Source organism: Streptomyces sp. NPDC088747, assembly GCF_044751025.1.
Classification (GTDB): Bacteria; Actinomycetota; Actinomycetes; order Streptomycetales; family Streptomycetaceae; genus Streptomyces.
The window spans coordinates 40,455-59,416 of the sequence record NZ_JBIVKZ010000007.1; the positions used below are offsets into that span (position 1 = coordinate 40,455).

The window sequence follows — 18,962 nt, forward strand, 5'->3', positions numbered from 1 at the left end:
CGGGGGTTGTTCAGTAGCCGCGTACGTCGGGCCAGTGGCGCTGTACGCCGCTTCGGTCCAGGAGCCGTGCGAACTCCTCGAACCGCTTGTCCTCGGCCTGGACCTGGTGCGGTTCGATGTCCTCGGCGACGCAGTGCGCGGCCAGGGCGCCGGCGGCCTCGCCGATGTTCCACTCCACCGGGTGGAGCCGGTAGCAGCCGTTGGTGATGTGCGTGGTGCCGATGTTCTTGCCCGCGGGCAGCAGGTTGCGGACCCGCCGCGGCACCAGCGCCCCGAGGGGGATCTCGAAGGGCACCGAGCCGATGTCGATGTAGTTGTCGCCGCCGGTCGAGGGGTGCAGGTCGATGCGGTACCCGCCGACGCCGACGGAGTCGCGGTGCCTGGTGCCGCCGTGCGGGCCGACCAGGTCGATCGCCACATCGTGTTCGGTGACGGTGGTGACGGCCTTGATACGGCGCGACTCGCGGACATACGCCGCCTTGGCCAGGCCGTCCGCCGTACCGGTCACGTCCGGGCGGATCCGCAGACCCGGAAGGCCGGTACCGCCGTCCGCGCGCGGTGCCTCGGTCTGCAGCCAGTACAGCAGCGACAGCGACAACTGCCGTGCCTCGCGCAGCGCTTCGGCCTCCTGGCCGATGTACGGCTTGAGCCAGTAGTCGTTGAGCGGCCAGTTGACGAGCGTGATGTCGGAGTCGAAGGCGCCGGGGGAGTGCAGCTTGCGGGCGAGAATGCGCCGGAAGCCCCACAGTTCCTTGTCGCCGGCGTCGGCGCTCTGGTCCGCGGACACGCTGAGCGGGTCGAGGTCGGGATTGGGTACGAAGGTCCGCGGCACCGGCTCCAGGCTGCGCGGGTCGGGCGCCTCGAAGCCGAGCAGCGGACCCGGCCAGAACGAGGGCCGGTAGGCGCGCCAGAAGTCGTAGTCCCGAGGGCGGTCGGTCGTGTGGTCCTCGCCCTCGTGGTGGGAGAGCGCGAAACAGACCGTGATGCCCTGCTGGTTGAGGGGCTGGGCCTCGTCCGGTGCGTGCGGTTCGTCGAACTCGCCCCGCGACTCGGCCCCGTTGGCGTGCTCGACGCCCGCGAGGTGCAGGAGTTCGCCCGTCTCGGTGGCGTCCAGGACGTACCGCGCGGTGAGCGTGCGACGTGTCCCCTCGCGCAGGTCCTGGAGGGTGACCGACCGTACGACATCGTTGTCGGACTCGGCGGAGACCGGCCGGTGTTCGGTCAGCACGGTGAGCCGTCCCGCCGCCCGGTGGGGGGCGAGCATGCCCTCGAGGACGGCGAGGGCGACCTTCGGCTCGTGGCAGAGCTTGCTGACTCGGCCGGCTCCCGGGTTGAGGTCGGTGAGTGCCAGGGCCTCGGCGCGCAGCGGGTACCAGTGGCGGTAGTACCGCCTGATCTCCTCGCGCATCCGCCGGTAGGACGCGGTCGTGCCGAACTGCTCGACCCACGGATGCTCGTCGGGCGGTACGGCCTGGCTGGTGAGCTGGCCGCCGATCCAGTCCGTCTCCTCGGTGAGCACGACGCTGCGTCCTGCCCGGCAGGCGGCGAGTGCGGCGGCCACGCCACCGAGCCCGCCTCCCACGACGAGGATGTCGGCTTCGGGTATCACGTTTCTCCTAGCTGCTGGTGCGGGTTCTTGGGTGCCTCGTACGGACCGCGCTTCGTTGCTCCGTGGGGCCGTGCTTCGACGCGGAGTGCTTCCGCGCCGGACCGTGCTTCCGCGCGGACCGTGTTCAGGGACGAGCGAGGGGCGGTCCGGCCGTCAGGCCCGGTCGGAAGACACAGCCGACGAGTGGCTCTCGCGCCGCCTCGCCCGAGACGAGCCCGGCCAGCAGACGCACGGCCGCGGCACCCAACTGCGGCCGGGGGATGTCGAATCCGGTGGGTTCGCGTTCGTCCGCCAGGTCGGCGGGCGGGCTGCCGAGGAGGGCGAGGGACACCTCTGAGGGACAGTCGAGGCCCGCTCCGCGTACGGCGGTGAGCAGTCCGCGCCAGGCGGCCCCGGTGTCGGTCTCCTCCGCGACGAATGCGGTCACCCCCTCGTCGGCCCAGGCGCGCAGCCGTTCCGGTGTGAGATCGCGCTGCGGGTCCGCTGTCCGGAAGACGGCGGTGGGGCCCGCGGGCAGGCCCGCCGCCTCCAGCCCTTCCAGGAAGCCCTGTTGGCGGTCCGTCGAAGCCGGCGCGTCGTCGTCCTCGCGGACCAGGACGATCCGCCGGTGACCCAGTTCGGTCAGGTGGCCCACGACGTCACGGGTGGCCTCGACATAGTCCGCGCCGACCCAGGCCACGCCCTCCAACTCCTCGCGGCGGCCCAGGTGTACGACCGGGAAGCCGTCCTCGACCAGCCGCTTCAGCTCCGCCCGGGGGGTGTGCCGGCCGAGGAAGAGACAGCCGTCCGCGAGCCGTACCCGGCTCAGGGCGTCCGGCCCCGCGGCCCCCGCGCCACCCGTGCTCGACCCGGTGAACAGCACCAGGTCGTAGCCGAGCGCCGCGGCCTCCCGCTCCACGCCGACCAGGAAGGGGTAGTACGAGTGCTGCACATCGGTCGGGAAGGCGGCGGTGAAGCTGAAGACGCCGAGGAGGTTGTTGCGGGCGGCGGCCAGGCTCCGAGCGGCCGGGTCGGGCACGTAACCGAGACTGCGGGCGGCTTCCAGTACCCGTCGCCGGGTCTCCTCGGAGATGGCGGGTCCCTTGCCGTCGGGTCTCGCCGAGAGCACCAGGGACACGGTCGCCTGGGACACTCCGGCGAGCCGGGCCACCTCGGCCTGCCGGGGTCGTGACGTACGCCCGGCCGGAGCGGGGGCACGTCCGGGCCGCTTCCTGGGTTCCACAGTGTTTCTCTCCTCCGGGGCCGGATCCGGCTCCCTCGACAGTTCGTTAATGCGTATTACCTAATGCGCATTAACGAGAGACTGTGCACTGCGTCGTCCGGTCGGTCAAGAGTTGCGACAGAAGTGTTCGGCGGGGCGTCTTCGTCCACGACCGTGCGGTGAGGTCGGTGGTCGCGGCCGGTCGTCGGGTGCGCCGGGGTGCCGCCCGGTCCTCGGCGCGCCCGGGGTACCGCTAGCGGAACGGCCGTACCCCTTGAGGTGGATGAGCTAGCAACCTGCCCTTGTTACAGGGGAGTTGACGGTTCGCTACCGCCGATGTCACGTCTTCCCAAGATCGTGTTCGAGGACTTAGATTCCCGTCGGCCTGTAGGACCATCGAGTCAAGGGAATCCCGTTGACACACCAGCCATCCGGAAGACGGCGGCGCCTGTTCGCGCTAGCGGCCGCCCTCCTGGTCACCGCGGCGACCCCGCAGCTGACCGCCTCCGCAGATACTCCCGCTGTCCCTGACGCGGCACCCTCCGCGCAGTCTGACATCGTTGCCAAGTCCGGTGCCCGGCCGGCCGAGTCGGTCGTGACCCTGCTCACCGGCGACAAGGTCACCATCGCTCCCGGCGCCGGCGAAGGACCCGGCACCATCTCCGTGACGGGCCCCGACGACCGGCCAGTCGGCGCACGGGTGATGACCGTCGGCGGCGACACCTACGTCTATCCCGACTCCGCCGGTTCGTACCTGGCGTCCGGAGCCCTGGACCAGCGGCTGTTCAACGTGACCCAACTCGTGGCGGACGGTTACGACGACGCGCACCTGGGCCGTCTGCCGCTCATCGTGACCTACGGCGGCGGTGAGGCCGCAGCGGCCACCCTGCGCCGACGGGGCGACGCGATGCCGGGCGACATCACCGGCGTACGACCGCTCACCAGCGTCAACGGCGTCGCGCTGGCGGCGGACCTTGAGGACACCGACGTCCTGTGGTCCGCGCTCACCGGCGGGGCGGGCACGGCACCTGACACGACCTCGGCGTTCAGGGGCGGCGTCGCCAAGGTGTGGCTCGACGGCAAGGCCGAGGCCGCGCTCAGCGACTCGGTCGCCCGGATCGGCGCCCCCGAGGTCTGGTCGGGCGGCAACACCGGTGAGGGCGTGGACGTGGCCGTCCTCGACACCGGCTACGACCCCGGCCACCCCGACCTGAAGGACGTCGTCGCGGACAGCGGCAGCTTCGTGCCGGGTGAGGACGTCACCGACCGCAACGGCCACGGCACGCACGTCGCCTCCACCATCGCGGGCAGCGGAGCCGCCTCCGACGGCAAGGAGAAGGGCGTCGCGCCGGGCGTCGACCTGCACGTCGGCAAGGTGCTGAGCGACGCGGGCATCGGGTACGACTCCTGGATCGTGGCCGGCATGGAGTGGGCCGCGCGGGACGCGGACGCCCGGGTCGTCAGCATGAGTCTCGGGAGCAGCGAGTACGCCGACGGTGAGACGCTGCTGGCCGGCGCCGTGGACGAACTCAGCGCCGAGACAGGTGCGTTGTTCACCATCGCGGCAGGCAACGACGGTCCCGGCGCCCAGACCGTGCGCTCACCGGGCACGGCCGACGCGGCCCTGACCGTCGGCGCGGTCGACTCCGCCGACGCGATCGCCGACTTCTCCAGCCGCGGACCGCGTTACGGCGACGACGCACTCAAGCCCGAGATCACCGCACCGGGCGTCGGCATCCTCGCCGCCAGGTCCCAGTACGCCGGTGAGGGCTCCGGTTCCTACCTGAGCCTCAGCGGTACGTCCATGGCGACTCCGCACGTGGCCGGCGCGGCCGCGCTGGTCGCCGCCGCGCACCCCGACTGGACCGGCAGCCGCATCAAGGACGCGCTGGTCAGCACAGTGAAGCCCACCCCGGACATCACCGTCGACGACGGCGGAAACGGCCGGGTCGATGTCGCCGCGGCGGCGACGAGCACCCTCACCGCCACCGGCAAGGCGGACGCCGGCATCCACCCGCCCGACACGGGGGAGAGCACCGTCGAGTCCGTGACCACCTGGACCAACACCGCGGACCAGGCCGTCGCCGTGGACCTGTCCGTGGACGCGCCCGGCGTCCCGGCAGGCGTCTTCACCGTCACCCAGGACCGCCTGGAGGTCCCGGCGCACGGCACGGCGAGCGTCACCGTCACCACCGACCTGGGCAAGGCGGGCCAGTCGCAGCGCCGGACCGGCCGGCTCACCGGGTCCGTCGACGGCAGCGTGTGCACGAGCACCCTGCTGGGCGTCAGCACCCGGCAGCGCCTCGCCCATGTCCGCACCACCGTCACCGGCCGCTCGGGTGAGGCCACCGAGGGAACCCTCACCTTCTTCCGCAAGGGAGACGAGTACGCGGGCACCTACCTCTACGGCAACGGCGCCTCCGACGAACTCCTGCCGCCCGGCAGGTACACCGTCTACGCCGACTTCCGCGTCGAGGGCACCCACGGAGCCTCCTCGGCCGGATACGCCCGCATGATCCTGCCGCAGGTGGACATCACCGGCGACACGGACCTGGTGTTCGACGGCAGGAAGCTGCGGCAGGTCGGCGCGGTGACCCCGAAGAAGACGGAGAACTTCGCCCGGCGCCTCGACTACCACCGTCAGTTCGGCGACGGCACCTCGGTCACCGACAGCGCGCAGATCGGTGACGGGTTCGACAGCATGTGGACGGCCCCGGCGACGCCGGCCGCCGACGGCGAGCAGTATCTGACGGCCCGCTGGCGCAACCAGCAGCCGCTGTTGTCGGTGACAGCCGGATCGCAGGAGTTCGACGACCTGTGGATCCTGCCCGGCTCGGCGAAGCTCCCCAGGGGCGACCACGACCTGGACCTGATCCACCCCGGCGACGGTCTGGCCGAGGACTACGAGGGTGTCGACGCCGCGGGCAAGGCAGCCGTGGTGCGCTGGGACTCCGACGACGAGGACACCGCCGACGACCAGATCAGGGCCGCGCAGAAAGCCGGTGTGAAACTGCTGCTGTTCGTCCACGACCTCGACGGACGGCTGCGCCAGCCCATCATCAGATCGACCATCGAAGTAGCCGGTCTGTCCCGCACCGAGGGCGAGAAACTGATCGCCCGCGTCGACGCGAGCCCCTCGCACGCCGTCTCCCTGCACGCCGCCTCCCGCCCCGACACCGACTACCTCTACGACCTGGTCCGCACCTGGAAGGGCCGCATCTCCTCCGACCTCACCTACGCGCCCACCGAGCGGCAGCTCGCCCGTGTCGAGACGCGCTACCGCAACCCCGAGGGCCGGGAGGTGTACGAGAACCGGTACGACGTCCACCCGTGGACCACGTACAACGTCGCCACCACGCGTCTGAGTACGGCCGGGGTCCACCGCACCGACTACGTCACCACCGACCCCACGTTCACGTGGTCCGAGGAAGCCCTGCTGTACCCGGTCGTGTTCAGCGCGTCCGGCCCCGTCCGCTACCCGGCGGGCCGTACCACGGACGCACACTGGTTCGGCACCGTGACCCGGCCCCGCCTCAACGCCACCGTCCAGCCGCCCACCCGTACCGCCGACCGGATCGATGTCACGGTCCCGGCCTGGGGCGACTCGGGTGGCAACCACGCCAACTACGCCGCGTTCGGCAGCACGGCGGTCGAGGAGACGGCCGAGCTGTACCGAGGGGGCACTCTGCTCGCCACCGGCTCCTCGGGTGTGGCGGCGACCGTGCCCGCGACGAAGGGCGCCTACCGGCTGGTGCACACGGCCACGCGTGACGCCACGGCCGAGTTCCCGTACTCGACCGCGACACGAACCGAGTGGAGCTTCATCTCGGACGCTCCGCGCGACAAGGACGGCACGGCCCAACTGCCGCTCGTACAGCTCGACTACACCCTGCCCACCACCGAGGAGGGCGGTGCGGCGCGTGACGCGACACTGACCGTCACGCCGCTGCACCTGGCGGGCGGACCGCGTGCGGCGCTGCACACCCGGAAGGTCGAGCTGTCCTACGACGACGGCGCCACCTGGACCACGGCCCGCCTCAGCGGCCGGGGCGAGGGCAAGGTCAGCACCGTACTGAAGGCGCCGAAGTCCGCCCAGTACGTCACCCTGCGGGTGGCCGCGGGCGACAGCCGGGGCAACACCGTCACGCAGACGGTGGTGAGGGCCGCGGGCATCGTCCGATGACCGGCGGGGCGGGTCCGGCGCCATGGCCGGACCCGCCCTCGACGGTGACAGCCGCGTGGCCGGGCTCTGGTGCCCGGCCGATTCCACCACGCACCCCAACTGCCGCAACCAGTAAGGCACTTCGCTGCGTCAAAGCGATGAGCAGGACAATTGAACGGGTGTTCTCGGGCTTGCGGAGGATGGACGGTCACGCAGGGCCGTCCGTTCCGCAACGTCCGGTCGCGAGTGATTCCAGGGGGGACCATGAACCGACGCACGGGTGGACTCTTGTCGCGCCGGCTGCCGCTTCTGGTGAGCACGGCTGTGGGGCTGGTGGCGATACTCGCCGGCTTCCTGGTGACCCGTCAGGTGTCAGACGGCGCCGGACGGGACTGCGGAGTCAGGCTGGAGGTGAACTCCTCCACGGAGAAGGGTGATCTGCTCGCCGAACTCGCGGGGGAGTACAACGAATCGGACCGCGAGCTGAAAGGCGGCGAGTGCGCCCGCGTGTCCGTGTCGGAGACCAGCTCGGGCGTGGCGATGGACGCGCTGGCCGAGGGCTGGGACGAGGCGCGCGACGAGGCGCCCGAACCGCAGGCCTGGACACCGACCGCCTCGCTGTGGCTGACGCTGCTCACCGAGCGGGGCGCCGCGTCCGACCGTACGGTCCTCACCGGGGACAAGCCCGTCTCCCTCGCCACCAGCCCGCTGGCCATCGCCATGCCGCGGCCCATGGCCGAGGCCGTGGGCTGGCCGGAGAAGAAGATCGGCTGGCGGGACGTGCTGTCGCTGACCGAGAAGGGGTGGGGCTCGCTCGGCCACCCCGAGTGGGGCCGCTTCCACCTGGGCAAGGACAACCCGCACACCTCGACCTCGGGCCTGGCCGCAACGGTGGCCGCCTTCTACGCGGCCACCGGCCGCTCCAGCGACCTCACCCTCGACGAGGTCAAGGACACCGAGGCCAGGAAGTTCGTGGCGGGAGTGGAGGCCGGAGTGCTCCACTACGGCTCCGACGCGACGGCCTACATGGCCAACCTCGCCGAGGCGGACGCGAAGGGCCAGGCACTCTCCTACGCCAGCGCCATCACCGTCCAGGAACAGCTGATCCACCTCTACAACCAGGGCAGTCCCACCGGCGACGTGGAGCAGCTCGGCAAGGGCAGGAAGCCGAAGGTGCCGCTGGTGGCCGTGCACCCGGACGACGGCACCCTCATGCTCGACCATCCCTTCGTGGTCCTGCCTTCGGCCAGTGAGGATCAGCGGGCCGCGGCCGACGACTTCCGCGCCTTCCTCCTCGAACCCGCACAGCAGCGCCGCTTCCAGCAGCACGGCTTCCGCGACCACGAGGGCAACGCCGGTCGTGAACTGGCCGAATCGGTCAGCCTCCCCGACGAGGGCAAACGAAAGCTGTCACTCATCGAGCCGCCCGCCCCCGACGTGCTCGGCGCGGTCCTCGACAGCTGGGACGAACTGCGCAAGAAGGCAAGGGTGTTGCTGGTGATGGATGTCTCCGGCTCCATGAACCAGCCCGCCGGAAACGGACAGAGCAGACTTGAGGCAGCCAAGAAGGCCGCCGTGAACACCCTCGGCCAGTACCACCCCGACGACGAGGTCGGGCTGTGGGCCTTCTCCACCGAGACCGGCGACCATCCCGAACCGTACCGGCAGATCCTTCCGCCGAAACCCGTCGGGGAGACCAAGGACCAACTCGCCAACTCCATCAACGGGTTGAGCGCCGAAGGCGGAACAGCGCTCTACTCCACCGTGCGCGCCGCCCAGCAGGCCGTGCTCGCCGACCTCGACACCGGCCGGATCAACGCCGTGGTGGTCCTGACCGACGGCAAGAACGAGTACCCGGCCGACAACGACCTCGACTCCCTGCTGAGCGACATCGACGCCACCCGACTGGAACGCTCCGTACGCGTCTTCACCGTCGCCTTCAGCGACCAGGCCGACTTCGACACCCTCAGCGACATCTCCGCGGCGACCAAGGCCACTTCGTACGACGCGCGCGACCCCGCCGTCATCGACAAAGTGATGGTCTCCGTCATCAGCAACTTCTAGCCCCTGCCGACTCCTTCGACGACACGGCCACCACCCTCCCGCCCTGTGCGGGAGAGGCCGAAAGGCGGTGAGCACACGATGAAAGGCGAACTCCTCCCGGCCGTCGCCGCGGCCACGGTGCTGGGCGCGGCCGGTGCCGTGGCCGTCGGCCTGGCGGGAGCCACGACCGCCGTGGCCCTGCCCGCCGGACTCGGCATCGGCCTTCTGGTCTGGGCGGCCCACACCGTCACCGACCGCCTGACGCGCCCGTCCGACGCCGAGTCGCCGTCGGCGTCCGCCGGCACCGGACCCGTAGGAACCGATTCCGCGCGGCCCGAACCCCCGACGGACGCCAAGCTCTGGCTGGAACGTGCCTCGGCCGCCGCGGGCAGACTCGACCGGCACCGGCGGGAGAACACCTCGCCCGCTCTGACCGAGGCGCTCACCACCGCGGTCACGTTCGTCCGGGGCGCGGCCGACGAACTCCACGCCAGGGCCGAAGCGGTCCGGGTCATCGACGCGGCCACCGCCGACACCGACCACGAGGCACTGCGCCACGACCAGCGGCGGCTGAAGAAGGAGGCCGAGACCTCGCGGGGAGCCATGCGGGAGGCCAAGGAGGCGTCCGCCCGCGCCATCGGCGAACGCGCCGACTCGCTGGCGCGCCTGGCGGAGCTGCGCGAAGTCCTCATGGCCACGCTGGAATCGACCGTGCTGCGTCTGGAGGCCGCGGCCGACCGCGGCTCGCTGCTTGTCTCCCTGCACGCCGCCGGAGACGCCACCGCGTCCGAGCCGGACCTCACCTCCCTCGAACACGAGCTGGAGGCCGTGCAGGCCGGGCTCGACAGGCTCGACGAGATCAGCCGCTCCCTGCACGACACCGGGCCGGCCCGGAGGGAAGAAAGGTGACCCGGAACCCGGACATGTCCGGACGCGCGGGACGTCCTAGTCGGGCCGGGCGGAACACGGGCGCGGCGGACGTGTGGGCTCCGGACATATGCGTCCCGGACGGATGGTCTCCGGACGTATGAGCTCCGGACGTAGAACGGGCCGCCTGTCCGAGGCGCTTCTGTGGTGCGTACAACTCCTGTCAGCGTCCCTGGAGTTCGTCATGGTGCACACGCGGCCCCGGCGTAAGAAGCCGCTGCTGGCCGCGGTGCTGGGCTGGTCGCTGATCGTCGTGCCGGTGGCCGCGCTGTTCGGTGCGCGGGGCGGCGCGTGGGGGCTGGCCGCGGTCCTCCCCGCGGTGGCCTGCCTGCCCCTCGGTGTCGCGGTCTTCGGCACCTGGGACTACGGATCGGGCGCGAGCGCGAGGGAGCGCCTGACCTCGGCGCCCCTGGTCACCGCCGCCGTGCTTCTCGGCGCCGCGCCCTTCCTGGCCCCATGGGCGGTGCACGAGGCGGTGGGGCGGCCCGTCCTCGCCCGGGTCATGGCGGCGGATCCCAATGCCGCGGAAAAGGCGGAGAAGGGTTCGGGGCAGGTCTTCTACCGGCTCGCCGACGCCGCGACCGAACAGGACCTGGGATGGATGTCGTTCGGACCGCGCTCGCGCACTCCGGTCGGCGCGGTCGTCGAGGTCTCCGTCGTTCCGGGCGGCTGGGCGCGACCGGTCAGTGCCGAACGGCTGGACGAGGGCAGGGCGGAGCCCCTCGTGACCGCTCTCGCCTCCATCGCGTCCGTCCATGCAGTGGTTTGCGCCGCAGCGTGGGCCTGCTGGCCGCGCAAGCGGTGGTGACGGGCACGATCGGTCCGACCCAGCCCAGAGGGAGGCCGTCGCCGGTCCTGTCCCGTGAAGCGCGAACGTCCTTCCCCCGATCGGGAGATCACACTCAGCCATGAACAGTTCCCCGGACGGCGTCATCACCGCGGTGGCCGACGCTCTGGAGCAACGAGCCGCGGCCCGAGGCCAGACCGTAGGGGCCCTCGGCTCGGTCCGAGGACTCGTCGCCAACGGTGACGCGGAAATCGCGGTCGACCACCTGGTCAACACGGTCAACTCGTTCCGGCTCGCGCTGAGTCGGGACGAGTACGACCGGCTCATGGCGGCGGCCAGCGCGCTGGACTACGCGGACTGCGTGACCGACATCGATCCCGGGCTGCTCGTCCCCGGCTTCGACGACGCCTGACGGTGCGGTCCAGGGCGCCGCAGCGGGGACGGTCCTCTCGTACCGGTCGCGCGGGTCACGAACACGCCGGAGGGTTTTTGGGCAGGTGACGGTAGGCGTGCCTACGAGGCGGCAGGCGCCGAGCGGAGGATGACATGGCAGGACGAGGCAAGGGTGCGGATTTCGTCGAGGCGTTGGCACGCGGGTTGGACGTGCTCACGTGTTTCGACGCGACCCGCCGAGAACTGAGCCTCTCCGAGGTCGCCGTCGCCACCGGCCTGGCCCGGCCGACGGCACGGCGACTGCTGTTGACGCTCCAGGAGTTGGGCTACGTCCGCGCGACGGGTGAGGGCGGCTTCGCCCTGACACCGCAGGTACTCCGGCTGGGAGTCGCGTACGCCGGCTCTCTCGGCCTGTGGGAGATGGCCCGCCCCCACATGGAGGCACTCGTGGCGCGTACGCGCGAGTCCTCCTCGATCACCCAGCTCGACGGCTCGGACATCGTGTACGTCGCGCGGGTCTCGGTGCCGAAGATCATCACTCTGCGGGTCGACATCGGGACGAAGTTCCCGGCCCCGCCCACCTCTCAGGGCAAGGTGCTCCTCGCCCAGCTCGGTGACGAGGAGTTCGCCGAGGCGCTCGACACACCCTCGCTCTCCTGGGTGGTGACGAAACCGGTCGATCGCAAGGCGCTGGCCGCGGAGTTGGCGGAGGTACGCGCGCGGGGCTGGGCCCTGGCCGACGAGGAACTGGCGCCGGGCATCCGGTCGATCGCGGTGCCGTTGAGGGACGCCGGGGGCGCCGTACGATCTGATCTCGCCGCCCCATACGACCGGAGGACTCGCCGTGCCAGACCGCAGCCCACCCACTCCGACACCGGAGGGGATCACCGCCGCTCCCGCCGTCGTTCTCCGTGGCGGCCTCGTCCTGACGATGGACGACGCACACACCGTCCTGCGCTCGGGCGACGTCCTCGTCGTCGGCGACACCATCAAGGAAGTCGGCCCCCACGTCGAGGTGCCGGAGGGCACCGTCGAGATCGACGCGTCCGGCGGCATCCTCATGCCGGGCATGATCGACACCCACCGTCACATGTGGCAGACCGCCATGCGTGGTTACGGCGCGGACTGGACCCTCACCCAGTACTTCGTCTGGAACTACCTTGAGCACGGCAGGAAGTTCCGCCCCGAGGACTACTACGCCGGCAACCTCCTCTCGGCCATCGAGGCGATCGACTCCGGAGTGACCACCAGCGTCGACTGGTCGCACGGTCTGTCCACGGTCGAGCACGCCGAAGCCGCGGTGGACGCCCTCCAGGAGATACCGGGGCGTTTCGTCTTCGGCTACGGCAACATCCACGGCGCGCCCTGGGAGTGGACCGCCTCCCCTGATTTCCGCAGCTTCGTGGAACGCCGTATGCCCCGCTCGGAGATGCTCGGCTTCCAACTCGCCTTCGACGTCACCGGCGACCCCGACTTCCCGGAGAAGGCGGCCTTCGAGGCGGCCCGCGAACTCGGCGCCCCCGTCACCACCCACGCGGGCGTGTGGGGCGCCACGAACGACAACGGCATCCGGCTCATGCACGAGCACGGTTTCATGACCCCCGAAACGGTCTACGTCCACGCCGCGACCCTCTCGGACGACTCCTACCAACGCATCGCGGCCACCGGCGGCCACGCGTCGGTCTCCGCCGAGAGCGAGGCGTCCTGCGGCCAGGGCTACCCGTCGAGTTGGGCACTGCGCCGCCACGGCATCCCGATCTCCCTCTCGGTCGACACCAGCGTGTGGTGGAGCGCCGACGCGTTCGCCGCGATGAGGTCGACCCTCTCCTCCGACCGCACCCGCGAGCACCTTGAGGCGCACGCGAAGGGTGACACGGTGACCCACATCGCGCTGCGAGCGGAGGACGTCGTCGAGTACGCCACGCGCGGAGGCGCCCGGGCACTCGGGCTGGACGGGATCGTCGGCAGCATCGAACCGGGCAAGCGCGCGGACCTCGTACTGATCAAGAACGACGAGTCACCCGCCATGTTCCCGATCATCAATCCCTACGGCCACGTCGTGCTCCAGGCCCAACGCGGCGACGTGCACACCGTCCTGGTGAACGGCCGACTGGTGAAGTACGACGGCCACCTCGTCGGTGCCGACCTCCCCAAGGCCCGTCGGGCGATCCAGAACACCCTGGAGCATCTCCGCGGCACCCTGGGCGAGGAGGAGTGGACCGCCGGCATGCACCCTGACATCCCCGAGTCGAAGGTCCTCGACAACCCCTACACCTACACCGACTACCGCAACGCCCCAGGGAAACCTGCCTCGGCGGACACGTCGTCGGAGAAGTGACGTCACTCGGGGGAGGAGGAGCGCGACCCTAGAGAGCCGGGAAGGAGATGCGGACCCCGTGGCGCTTTTCCAACTCCCGTACGACCGGCCCCAGTTCTGCGCGGAGGGAAGCGATCTCACGGCTGTTCTCCGCGACGAACCGTTCGCGCAGCTTCTTGCGGAGTGGCTCGCGGACGGCTTCCACCGGTCGCATGCAGTCGGCGTACACGGCGGCCAACTCGCGGTCCTCCCGTACGAGGGCGGCGGCGTCGTCGGCATGGTCCGCGAGCCGGCTGTCGACCAGGGCGAAGAAGTCGTCCTCGCTGTTCACCCGCAGGTTGTGCCGGTGGTCCAGGCATTTTGGCACCTTGGCCAGCGCATGCCGCGCCTGCGGCTGGTCCCGCAGTGTTTCGAGCTCGTTCCACCACTTGCCCTGCAGGGGTGAAGAGAGCGCGTCCAGGGCGCGGACCGCGGCGGTTCCGGCTGAGGCGCAACGGCGGACGACCCTGTCGGAGTCGCCGTGGCCGTTGCCGTCGGCACCGGGTTCCGCAGGTGGCGCGGAGGTCCGCAGGACGCTCGGAAGTTCGGGTGAGGGGCCGCCGTTGAAGCCCGTGCGTTCCAGGAGATCCAGGTCCGGCAGCGCCCCGAGCCGGACGAACATGGGAGGCGGCCCCGGCGGCGGCGGGTGCCCGGCGTCGGAGGTGCAACGGGCGGTCACCGCCGCGCCGACGGTCTGGCCGAAGGTGCCAAGACCCACGGTCAACCGGCTGTCGGCACCGGTCGCCGGAAGCACCATGGGGACCGGATCCTGGGGGAGCGCGTGGGACAACCGGGCTGCTGCCGTGGTCCGGCCGGCCGGTGCGGGCCGGTCGGACGCGGGGCTCGCCGACGCGGAGCATCCGCCGATCGCCGCGATCATCACAAGCACGGCCGGCACCAACTGCGCCGGACGGAGGCGGTGTGGCACCGGCCATCCTCTCTGTGACGGGAGTCGGGGCCCGCGACGGGCGCGGGCCCCTGGTTCCGCTGGTCAGTGTGCGACGTCGGCGATGTCGTTGCTCGTGTTGTAGCTGCCGACGCTCATCGGCACACCGTTGTTGACGTCGGACAGCAGGACGATCCAGGGGCTGTGCCCGCCGTCGTAGGCGCGGATGTAGCCGCGGGAGCCCCGGATCCAGGTGCCGGAGGAGTTGCGGTAGAAGCCCGCGTACAGGTCACTGGTCGCCGCGCTGTTCTCGTACGAGGCGGTGAGGTTGAGGTCGTTGCAGGTGCTCGTCGACGACTTGTTCACAACGGTGCCCGGACCCCGGTAGCCGGTGCGGATCTCCGCGGTGGCGCACGCCTGGGGCGCGGCCTCGGCGGCCGGGGCCAGGACGACCAGCGAGGTGGCGACGACGGCCGAGGCCGCCAGCGCGGACAAGGTCTTCTTCATGGGATGCTCCCCCTTCGGACCGCGGACGGACTGGTTGGTGTCCGCCCGTCGCCCTGCACACTGACAGCGGCGCGGTGGCGCGGTCTTGAAGGAATGCGCACTGTCAGTTAGCTCCCGAGCGGGCTGTTGAGACAGCGCCTGAGCGGGCCCTCGATGCCGCGCCTGAGCTAGCTCTGGAGACTGCTCCTGGGCTCGCCGCTCAGTTCTCCAGCAGCACGCTCGTCAGGTGTCCGGGGATGCGCTCGACGACGCGGTGCTCGGCGATCGCCTGAACGAACTGGCGCGGCCTGAGAGACGTCATCGCCTTGAACTCCCGGCTCAGATGTGACTGGTCGGAGAAGCCGACGGCCGCCGCCGTCTCGGACAGACCGCGACCGGCGGCCAGTGCGCGCAGGGTGTGGTTGAGGCGTACGATCCGTCCGGCGATCTTCGGGGACACGCCGATCTGTTCACGGAAGCGCTTCTCCAACTGCCTGCGCCCCCAGCCCACGGTCTCTGCCAGCATGTCGGTGGTGACGAGGCCGCGTCGTACGCCCACCTCGTCCCAGGCCCGTGCCACGAGCGGTGAACAGGACGGGCCGGCGGCTCTCCAGGAGACGAGGGCCGCGTCCACCAGGGCGAAGCGCCGCGGCCAGTCCGGTGCCGATGCCAACGCGTCCGCGAGCGGGCCGAGTCGGCGTCCCAGCACGTCCTCGGCCGCCAGGTGGCGGCCGGCCAGTTCGTGCATCGCCGCTCCCAGCAACGAGTAGGCGGCCCACGGCGTCATCACGATCTCCATGCCGGACAGTCGGCCCTGGTGGCCACCGCTGCCCGCGGAAGCGTGCACTCCCGCGAGAACCGCGCTGTAGAGGTCGGCGTCGTGGCCCTGGGCGTTGTCCAGCGAGAGTTTCTCGTCGAATCCGACCACGAGGGTCACCGTCCCGCTCGGCAGTTCCAGTCGTCGCCGCGGGCGGCTGAACTGGGCGCGGAAACCGTGGTAGCGCAGTACGCCGGGCCTCAGACGCTCCGTCGGCCGTCCGGGCACACTCTCCCAAATGCCTTCCGGGCATGCTGAATCGGGCATGTACGTCCCCCTGTGGTCGGTGGGCCGGTCCGACGGCCCGACGGGCGGCCCGGAGGCATGCTGACACCCGGCCGGACGGGACTCGCGGGTCCCGGTCGGATCTGGACAGTCCACCGGGGCGCCGCTGAACCGGGCGGATTCCTGAAACGGGCGTGTCACACGAAGAACTGCCTGACTTACGCCAACTCCCGTGACCGCTGCGGCAGATGTGGCTGGACGGGAGGAAGTTCCGGCCAGCGTACGGATGTCCTGGATGCCCTGCCGCGAAGTCGTCCCGCGTGATCGGTGTCCCATGGTGCCGAGTTGAGTAGAGCCGATATCCGTGGGCACTCGGATGAGGCGAGAACACAGGGCGCGAAGCGCTGCGACAAGCGGAGCGCCGCCGTTGAATACGACTACAGCAAGGGGAACGTGATGACGAGTTACGGCAGCCCTTCCGCCACTTCTGGATCGCGCACCAACGGCCTGGCCATCGCCAGCCTTGTCTGCGGAATCATCGGAGTATTCCTCTTCAATGTGATCCTCGGCCCGCTGGCCATCGTGCTGGGTGTCGTCGGTATGCGGCAGGCGGGAGTAAAGGGTGGTGGCGGCATGGCCAAGGCCGGTGTCATCCTCGGCGTGGTGGACCTGATCATCTTCGCGGTTCTGCTCGCCCTGGCCGCGTCCAACGGCGGTTTCACCTGGTACGTCGGAAGCTGACCGCCGAAAGCGGGCGTCAGCGGTGGATGACCGCGCGGACAATCCCCGCGGGCCGTACGCGAATTGGCGCACGCCGGGAAGGCGCGCAGGCGGCTACATAGTTGTTCATCGCATGGGAATACGTGAACGGCTCGGCTCAGGCCGAGCCGTTCACTGCGTTCAGGGCACGAACGCGACCGTCAGGATGAGGGAGAGCCTTGCAGTACGTGGGCGAGGCCGTGTTCGGCGTCGTCGTTCAGGGCGTCGAGGAAGGCCTTGTCGTAGGCGTAGTCGCCGGCGGCTATACGGGCCTGTAGCTCCCATTGGTCGCGGACCTCGGAGAGTTCGGGTGTGCCGTGATTCGGGTGGCCGAGCATGCGCCAGAAGGTGTTCCCCGTTCCGGATGTGCGGGCGGCCCCGCCGCCGTTGCCCTGGACCGCGTTCGCTCCGGTAAGAAGGTCGAGGGCGAGAGCGATCCCGAGATTGTCGTTGAGGTTGTGCTTGCTGGCGAGCATGGCCCGCGCGTGCCGTTCGGCGTCGTCCGCGCGGCCCTGGAGAAGGTCGATGAACGCGAGTTGGTGGAACGCGTACGACCGCGCCCAGTGCTCGCCGTACTGGACGCTGAGACGGCGCAGGTCGACGGCCGCCTCATAGACCTCGGTCAGTTGACCCAGCGCGGAGTGGGCGAAGGTCCGGATCACCATGCAGCAGAGCTGCGGCGCGCCCGACGGGGGCGACGTGCCGCGGGTGGCCAGGGCGTGGTCGCTCACCTCATACGCCGCCTGGGGCCGGCCTGCCATGAGGTGGGTGAGGCCGAGCGTGTGGGCGGCGAAGAGCTCGGACTCCGGGGTGCTGTCCTGTCGCGCCGCCTCGGCGCACTCCTGCCCGATACGCAGAGCGGTGTCATGGTCGCCCTGGAGGGTGAGGGTGATGCCCAGGGCCCAGAGCGCTCTGGTGCGGGACGGGCCCCTGGGCGTGTCGAGGGCCAGGACGCGTTCGAGGTAGTCGCGGGATTCGTGGAGGTGTCCGCAGCAGGGCCAGAACAGGCCCGTTCGGCCAGCCATCTCGACGGCGGCGACGGGGTCCGACTCGATGAGGTGGTCGAGTGCGGCGCGTACGTCGGCGTGGCTCTCGGAGATCCGGGTGTACCAGGCGACCTGCCGGTCGCTGAGCCAACCGGCTTCCGACTCGGCGAGCATGGTGGCGAAGTGCGCGGCGTGGAGTCGGACGAGCGTGTGCTCCTCGCCGAGTTCGGCGAGCCACATGGCGCCGTACTCGCACAACGTGTCGAGCATGCGGTAGCGGGTGCCGACCTGTTGGAGGACGGACTGGTCGGCCAGCCGCCGCAGAAGCCGTGGGATGTCGTGTGCGGCGAGAGGACCGCCCGCGCAGACGGACTGGGCGTCCGCCACCTCGACGGGGCCGCGGAAGACGGAGAGTCTCGCCCACAGCAGGCGCTCCAGAGGGGAACACAGTTCGTGGCTCCAGCCGATGGCCGTGCGAAGGGCGCGGTGGCGTCGGGGCCACACCGTCTCGTCGACGAGGGTGTCGAGCCGTGAGCCGAGACGCTCGGCGATCTCGGTGAGGCTGCTCTCCCGCAGGCGCGCGCAGGCCAGTTCGACGGCGAGCGGGATTCCCTCCAGGCGGCGGCAGATGGCCGAGACGGCTTCGGCGGAGTCCGGGGAGTCGAGGGACATGCCCGGAGCGGCCGTGGCGCAGCGCTCGCGGAACAGGCGTACCGCGTCTCCGCTGCCGCCGTCCTCCAAGGAGAGCGGCGCCACCTCGACGCGGCGCTCACCATGGACGCCCAGGGGCTGTCTGCTGGTGGCCAGGACCGTCAACTGTGGTGAGGCGGTGAGGAGTTCGCTCACCAGGGCCATGCAGGAGGCCAGCACCCGTTCGCAGCAGTCGAGGACGAGCAGGATCTGCCTGCCGGTCAGCCACTCGCACAGCGCCTCGACCGGGTCGCGCGGATTGTGGTCCAGGAGATCGACCGCGTCGCAGACGGTGCTGGTGAACAGCCGGTCGTCGTGGAGGTTGGACAGGTCGACCCACCAGACCCCGTCGGCGTACCGACCCCGGTTCTGCTCCGCGACGCGCAACGCCAGACGGCTCTTGCCGACACCGCCGCCACCGGTCAGGGTGACCGTCCGGTGCAGGGCCAACGCCGTTTCGACGCCGGCGAGTTCGCTGTCGCGGCCGACGAAGCTGGTCGTCATGACGGGGAGGTTGCCTACCACAGCCCCATCCTGACCAGCTCACGCGCGGGGGCGACCCCTCTTACGGAAAGCGGTCACAAACGATCGAAGGAGGCGGGCATTCGATCGGAAGATTCGCGCAACTGCCGGGG

The 18,962-nt window shown here is 70.6% G+C and carries 14 protein-coding genes and 2 pseudogenes; 9 read left to right on the forward strand and 7 right to left on the reverse strand.

All coding sequences use genetic code 11. The annotated features are described in order from the left end of the window. Positions 1–10: 10 nt before the first annotated feature. Both ACIP79_RS18225 and ACIP79_RS18230 read right to left on the reverse strand, forming a co-directional pair. Positions 11–1,609, reverse strand: a complete 1,599-nt coding sequence (locus tag ACIP79_RS18225; protein WP_401224386.1) for an FAD-dependent oxidoreductase — start codon at positions 1,607–1,609, stop codon at positions 11–13. Between the two features lie 124 nt (positions 1,610–1,733). Next, a complete protein-coding gene (locus tag ACIP79_RS18230; protein WP_401224389.1) occupies positions 1,734–2,831 on the reverse strand; it encodes a LacI family DNA-binding transcriptional regulator in 1,098 nt (365 codons plus the stop codon). Positions 2,832–3,225: 394 nt separating this feature from the next. On the opposite strand from ACIP79_RS18230, the gene ACIP79_RS18235 reads away from it, so the two are divergent. From ACIP79_RS18235 to ACIP79_RS18260, 6 genes and pseudogenes are all read left to right on the forward strand, one after another. Continuing rightward, positions 3,226–6,993 carry a S8 family serine peptidase gene (locus tag ACIP79_RS18235; RefSeq protein WP_401224391.1) on the forward strand — a complete coding sequence of 1,256 codons (3,768 nt, stop codon included), beginning with the start codon at positions 3,226–3,228 and terminating at the stop codon, positions 6,991–6,993. 243 nt (positions 6,994–7,236) lie between these two features. Then, positions 7,237–9,036 carry a substrate-binding domain-containing protein gene (locus ACIP79_RS18240; protein ID WP_401224393.1) on the forward strand — a complete coding sequence of 600 codons (1,800 nt, stop codon included), beginning with the start codon at positions 7,237–7,239 and terminating at the stop codon, positions 9,034–9,036. A gap of 78 nt (positions 9,037–9,114) precedes the next feature. Then, positions 9,115–9,924: a hypothetical protein gene (locus ACIP79_RS18245; protein ID WP_401224396.1), complete on the forward strand. Its 810-nt coding sequence runs from the start codon at positions 9,115–9,117 to the stop codon at positions 9,922–9,924. Positions 9,925–10,042: 118 nt separating this feature from the next. Further along, positions 10,043–10,750 (forward strand): hypothetical protein, encoded by a 708-nt coding sequence (locus ACIP79_RS18250; protein WP_401224398.1) that lies wholly within the window; start codon positions 10,043–10,045, stop codon positions 10,748–10,750. 100 nt (positions 10,751–10,850) lie between these two features. Further along, positions 10,851–11,141 carry a hypothetical protein gene (locus ACIP79_RS18255; protein WP_401224400.1) on the forward strand — a complete coding sequence of 97 codons (291 nt, stop codon included), beginning with the start codon at positions 10,851–10,853 and terminating at the stop codon, positions 11,139–11,141. Between the two features lie 134 nt (positions 11,142–11,275). Next, positions 11,276–11,401: pseudogene (locus ACIP79_RS18260) on the forward strand (helix-turn-helix domain-containing protein); the annotation flags it as partial. Positions 11,402–11,448: 47 nt separating this feature from the next. On the opposite strand, the gene ACIP79_RS18265 reads toward ACIP79_RS18260, so the two are convergent. After that, positions 11,449–11,676: a hypothetical protein gene (locus ACIP79_RS18265; protein ID WP_401225015.1), complete on the reverse strand. Its 228-nt coding sequence runs from the start codon at positions 11,674–11,676 to the stop codon at positions 11,449–11,451. A 46-nt stretch (positions 11,677–11,722) separates the two neighbouring features. On the opposite strand from ACIP79_RS18265, the pseudogene ACIP79_RS18270 reads away from it, so the two are divergent. Together ACIP79_RS18270 and ACIP79_RS18275 are read left to right on the forward strand one after the other, a co-directional pair. After that, positions 11,723–11,866, forward strand: a pseudogene (locus tag ACIP79_RS18270) (IclR family transcriptional regulator); the annotation flags it as partial. Positions 11,867–11,966: 100 nt separating this feature from the next. Further along, complete coding sequence (locus tag ACIP79_RS18275; RefSeq protein ID WP_401224403.1) at positions 11,967–13,460, forward strand: amidohydrolase family protein; 1,494 nt, start codon at positions 11,967–11,969, stop codon at positions 13,458–13,460. 28 nt (positions 13,461–13,488) lie between these two features. Here ACIP79_RS18275 and ACIP79_RS18280 read toward each other — a convergent pair whose 3' ends face one another. The 3 genes from ACIP79_RS18280 to ACIP79_RS18290 all read right to left on the reverse strand — a co-directional run bounded on the left by ACIP79_RS18280 (position 13,489) and on the right by ACIP79_RS18290 (position 15,934). Further along, positions 13,489–14,406 (reverse strand): hypothetical protein, encoded by a 918-nt coding sequence (locus ACIP79_RS18280; protein ID WP_401224405.1) that lies wholly within the window; start codon positions 14,404–14,406, stop codon positions 13,489–13,491. Positions 14,407–14,469: 63 nt separating this feature from the next. After that, positions 14,470–14,871, reverse strand: coding sequence for a hypothetical protein (locus ACIP79_RS18285; RefSeq protein ID WP_383688593.1), 402 nt, complete (start codon positions 14,869–14,871; stop codon positions 14,470–14,472). 199 nt (positions 14,872–15,070) lie between these two features. Beyond that, positions 15,071–15,934 (reverse strand): helix-turn-helix domain-containing protein, encoded by an 864-nt coding sequence (locus tag ACIP79_RS18290; RefSeq protein ID WP_401224407.1) that lies wholly within the window; start codon positions 15,932–15,934, stop codon positions 15,071–15,073. A gap of 414 nt (positions 15,935–16,348) precedes the next feature. Between ACIP79_RS18290 and ACIP79_RS18295 the strand changes: the two genes are divergently transcribed. Next, positions 16,349–16,633, forward strand: coding sequence for a DUF4190 domain-containing protein (locus ACIP79_RS18295; protein ID WP_401224409.1), 285 nt, complete (start codon positions 16,349–16,351; stop codon positions 16,631–16,633). Positions 16,634–16,812: 179 nt separating this feature from the next. On the opposite strand, the gene ACIP79_RS18300 is transcribed toward ACIP79_RS18295, so the two are convergent. Continuing rightward, entirely contained in the window at positions 16,813–18,831 is a 2,019-nt protein-coding gene (locus ACIP79_RS18300; RefSeq protein ID WP_401224411.1) for an ATP-binding protein, read from the reverse strand. Positions 18,832–18,962 lie beyond the last annotated feature (131 nt).

Bases quoted from the DNA above. Each gene is read 5' to 3' on its own strand.
- ACIP79_RS18285 (WP_383688593.1), bottom strand. From the start codon at position 14,871: ATGAAGAAGACCTTGTCCGCGCTGGCGGCCTCGGCCGTCGTCGCCACC.
- ACIP79_RS18290 (WP_401224407.1), bottom strand. From the start codon at position 15,934: ATGCCCGATTCAGCATGCCCGGAAGGCATTTGGGAGAGTGTGCCCGGA.
- ACIP79_RS18295 (WP_401224409.1), top strand. From the start codon at position 16,349: ATGACGAGTTACGGCAGCCCTTCCGCCACTTCTGGATCGCGCACCAAC.
- ACIP79_RS18300 (WP_401224411.1), bottom strand. From the start codon at position 18,831: ATGACGACCAGCTTCGTCGGCCGCGACAGCGAACTCGCCGGCGTCGAA.
- ACIP79_RS18265 (WP_401225015.1), bottom strand. From the start codon at position 11,676: ATGTCGACCCGCAGAGTGATGATCTTCGGCACCGAGACCCGCGCGACG.
- ACIP79_RS18245 (WP_401224396.1), top strand. From the start codon at position 9,115: ATGAAAGGCGAACTCCTCCCGGCCGTCGCCGCGGCCACGGTGCTGGGC.
- ACIP79_RS18255 (WP_401224400.1), top strand. From the start codon at position 10,851: ATGAACAGTTCCCCGGACGGCGTCATCACCGCGGTGGCCGACGCTCTG.
- ACIP79_RS18240 (WP_401224393.1), top strand. From the start codon at position 7,237: ATGAACCGACGCACGGGTGGACTCTTGTCGCGCCGGCTGCCGCTTCTG.
- ACIP79_RS18250 (WP_401224398.1), top strand. From the start codon at position 10,043: ATGAGCTCCGGACGTAGAACGGGCCGCCTGTCCGAGGCGCTTCTGTGG.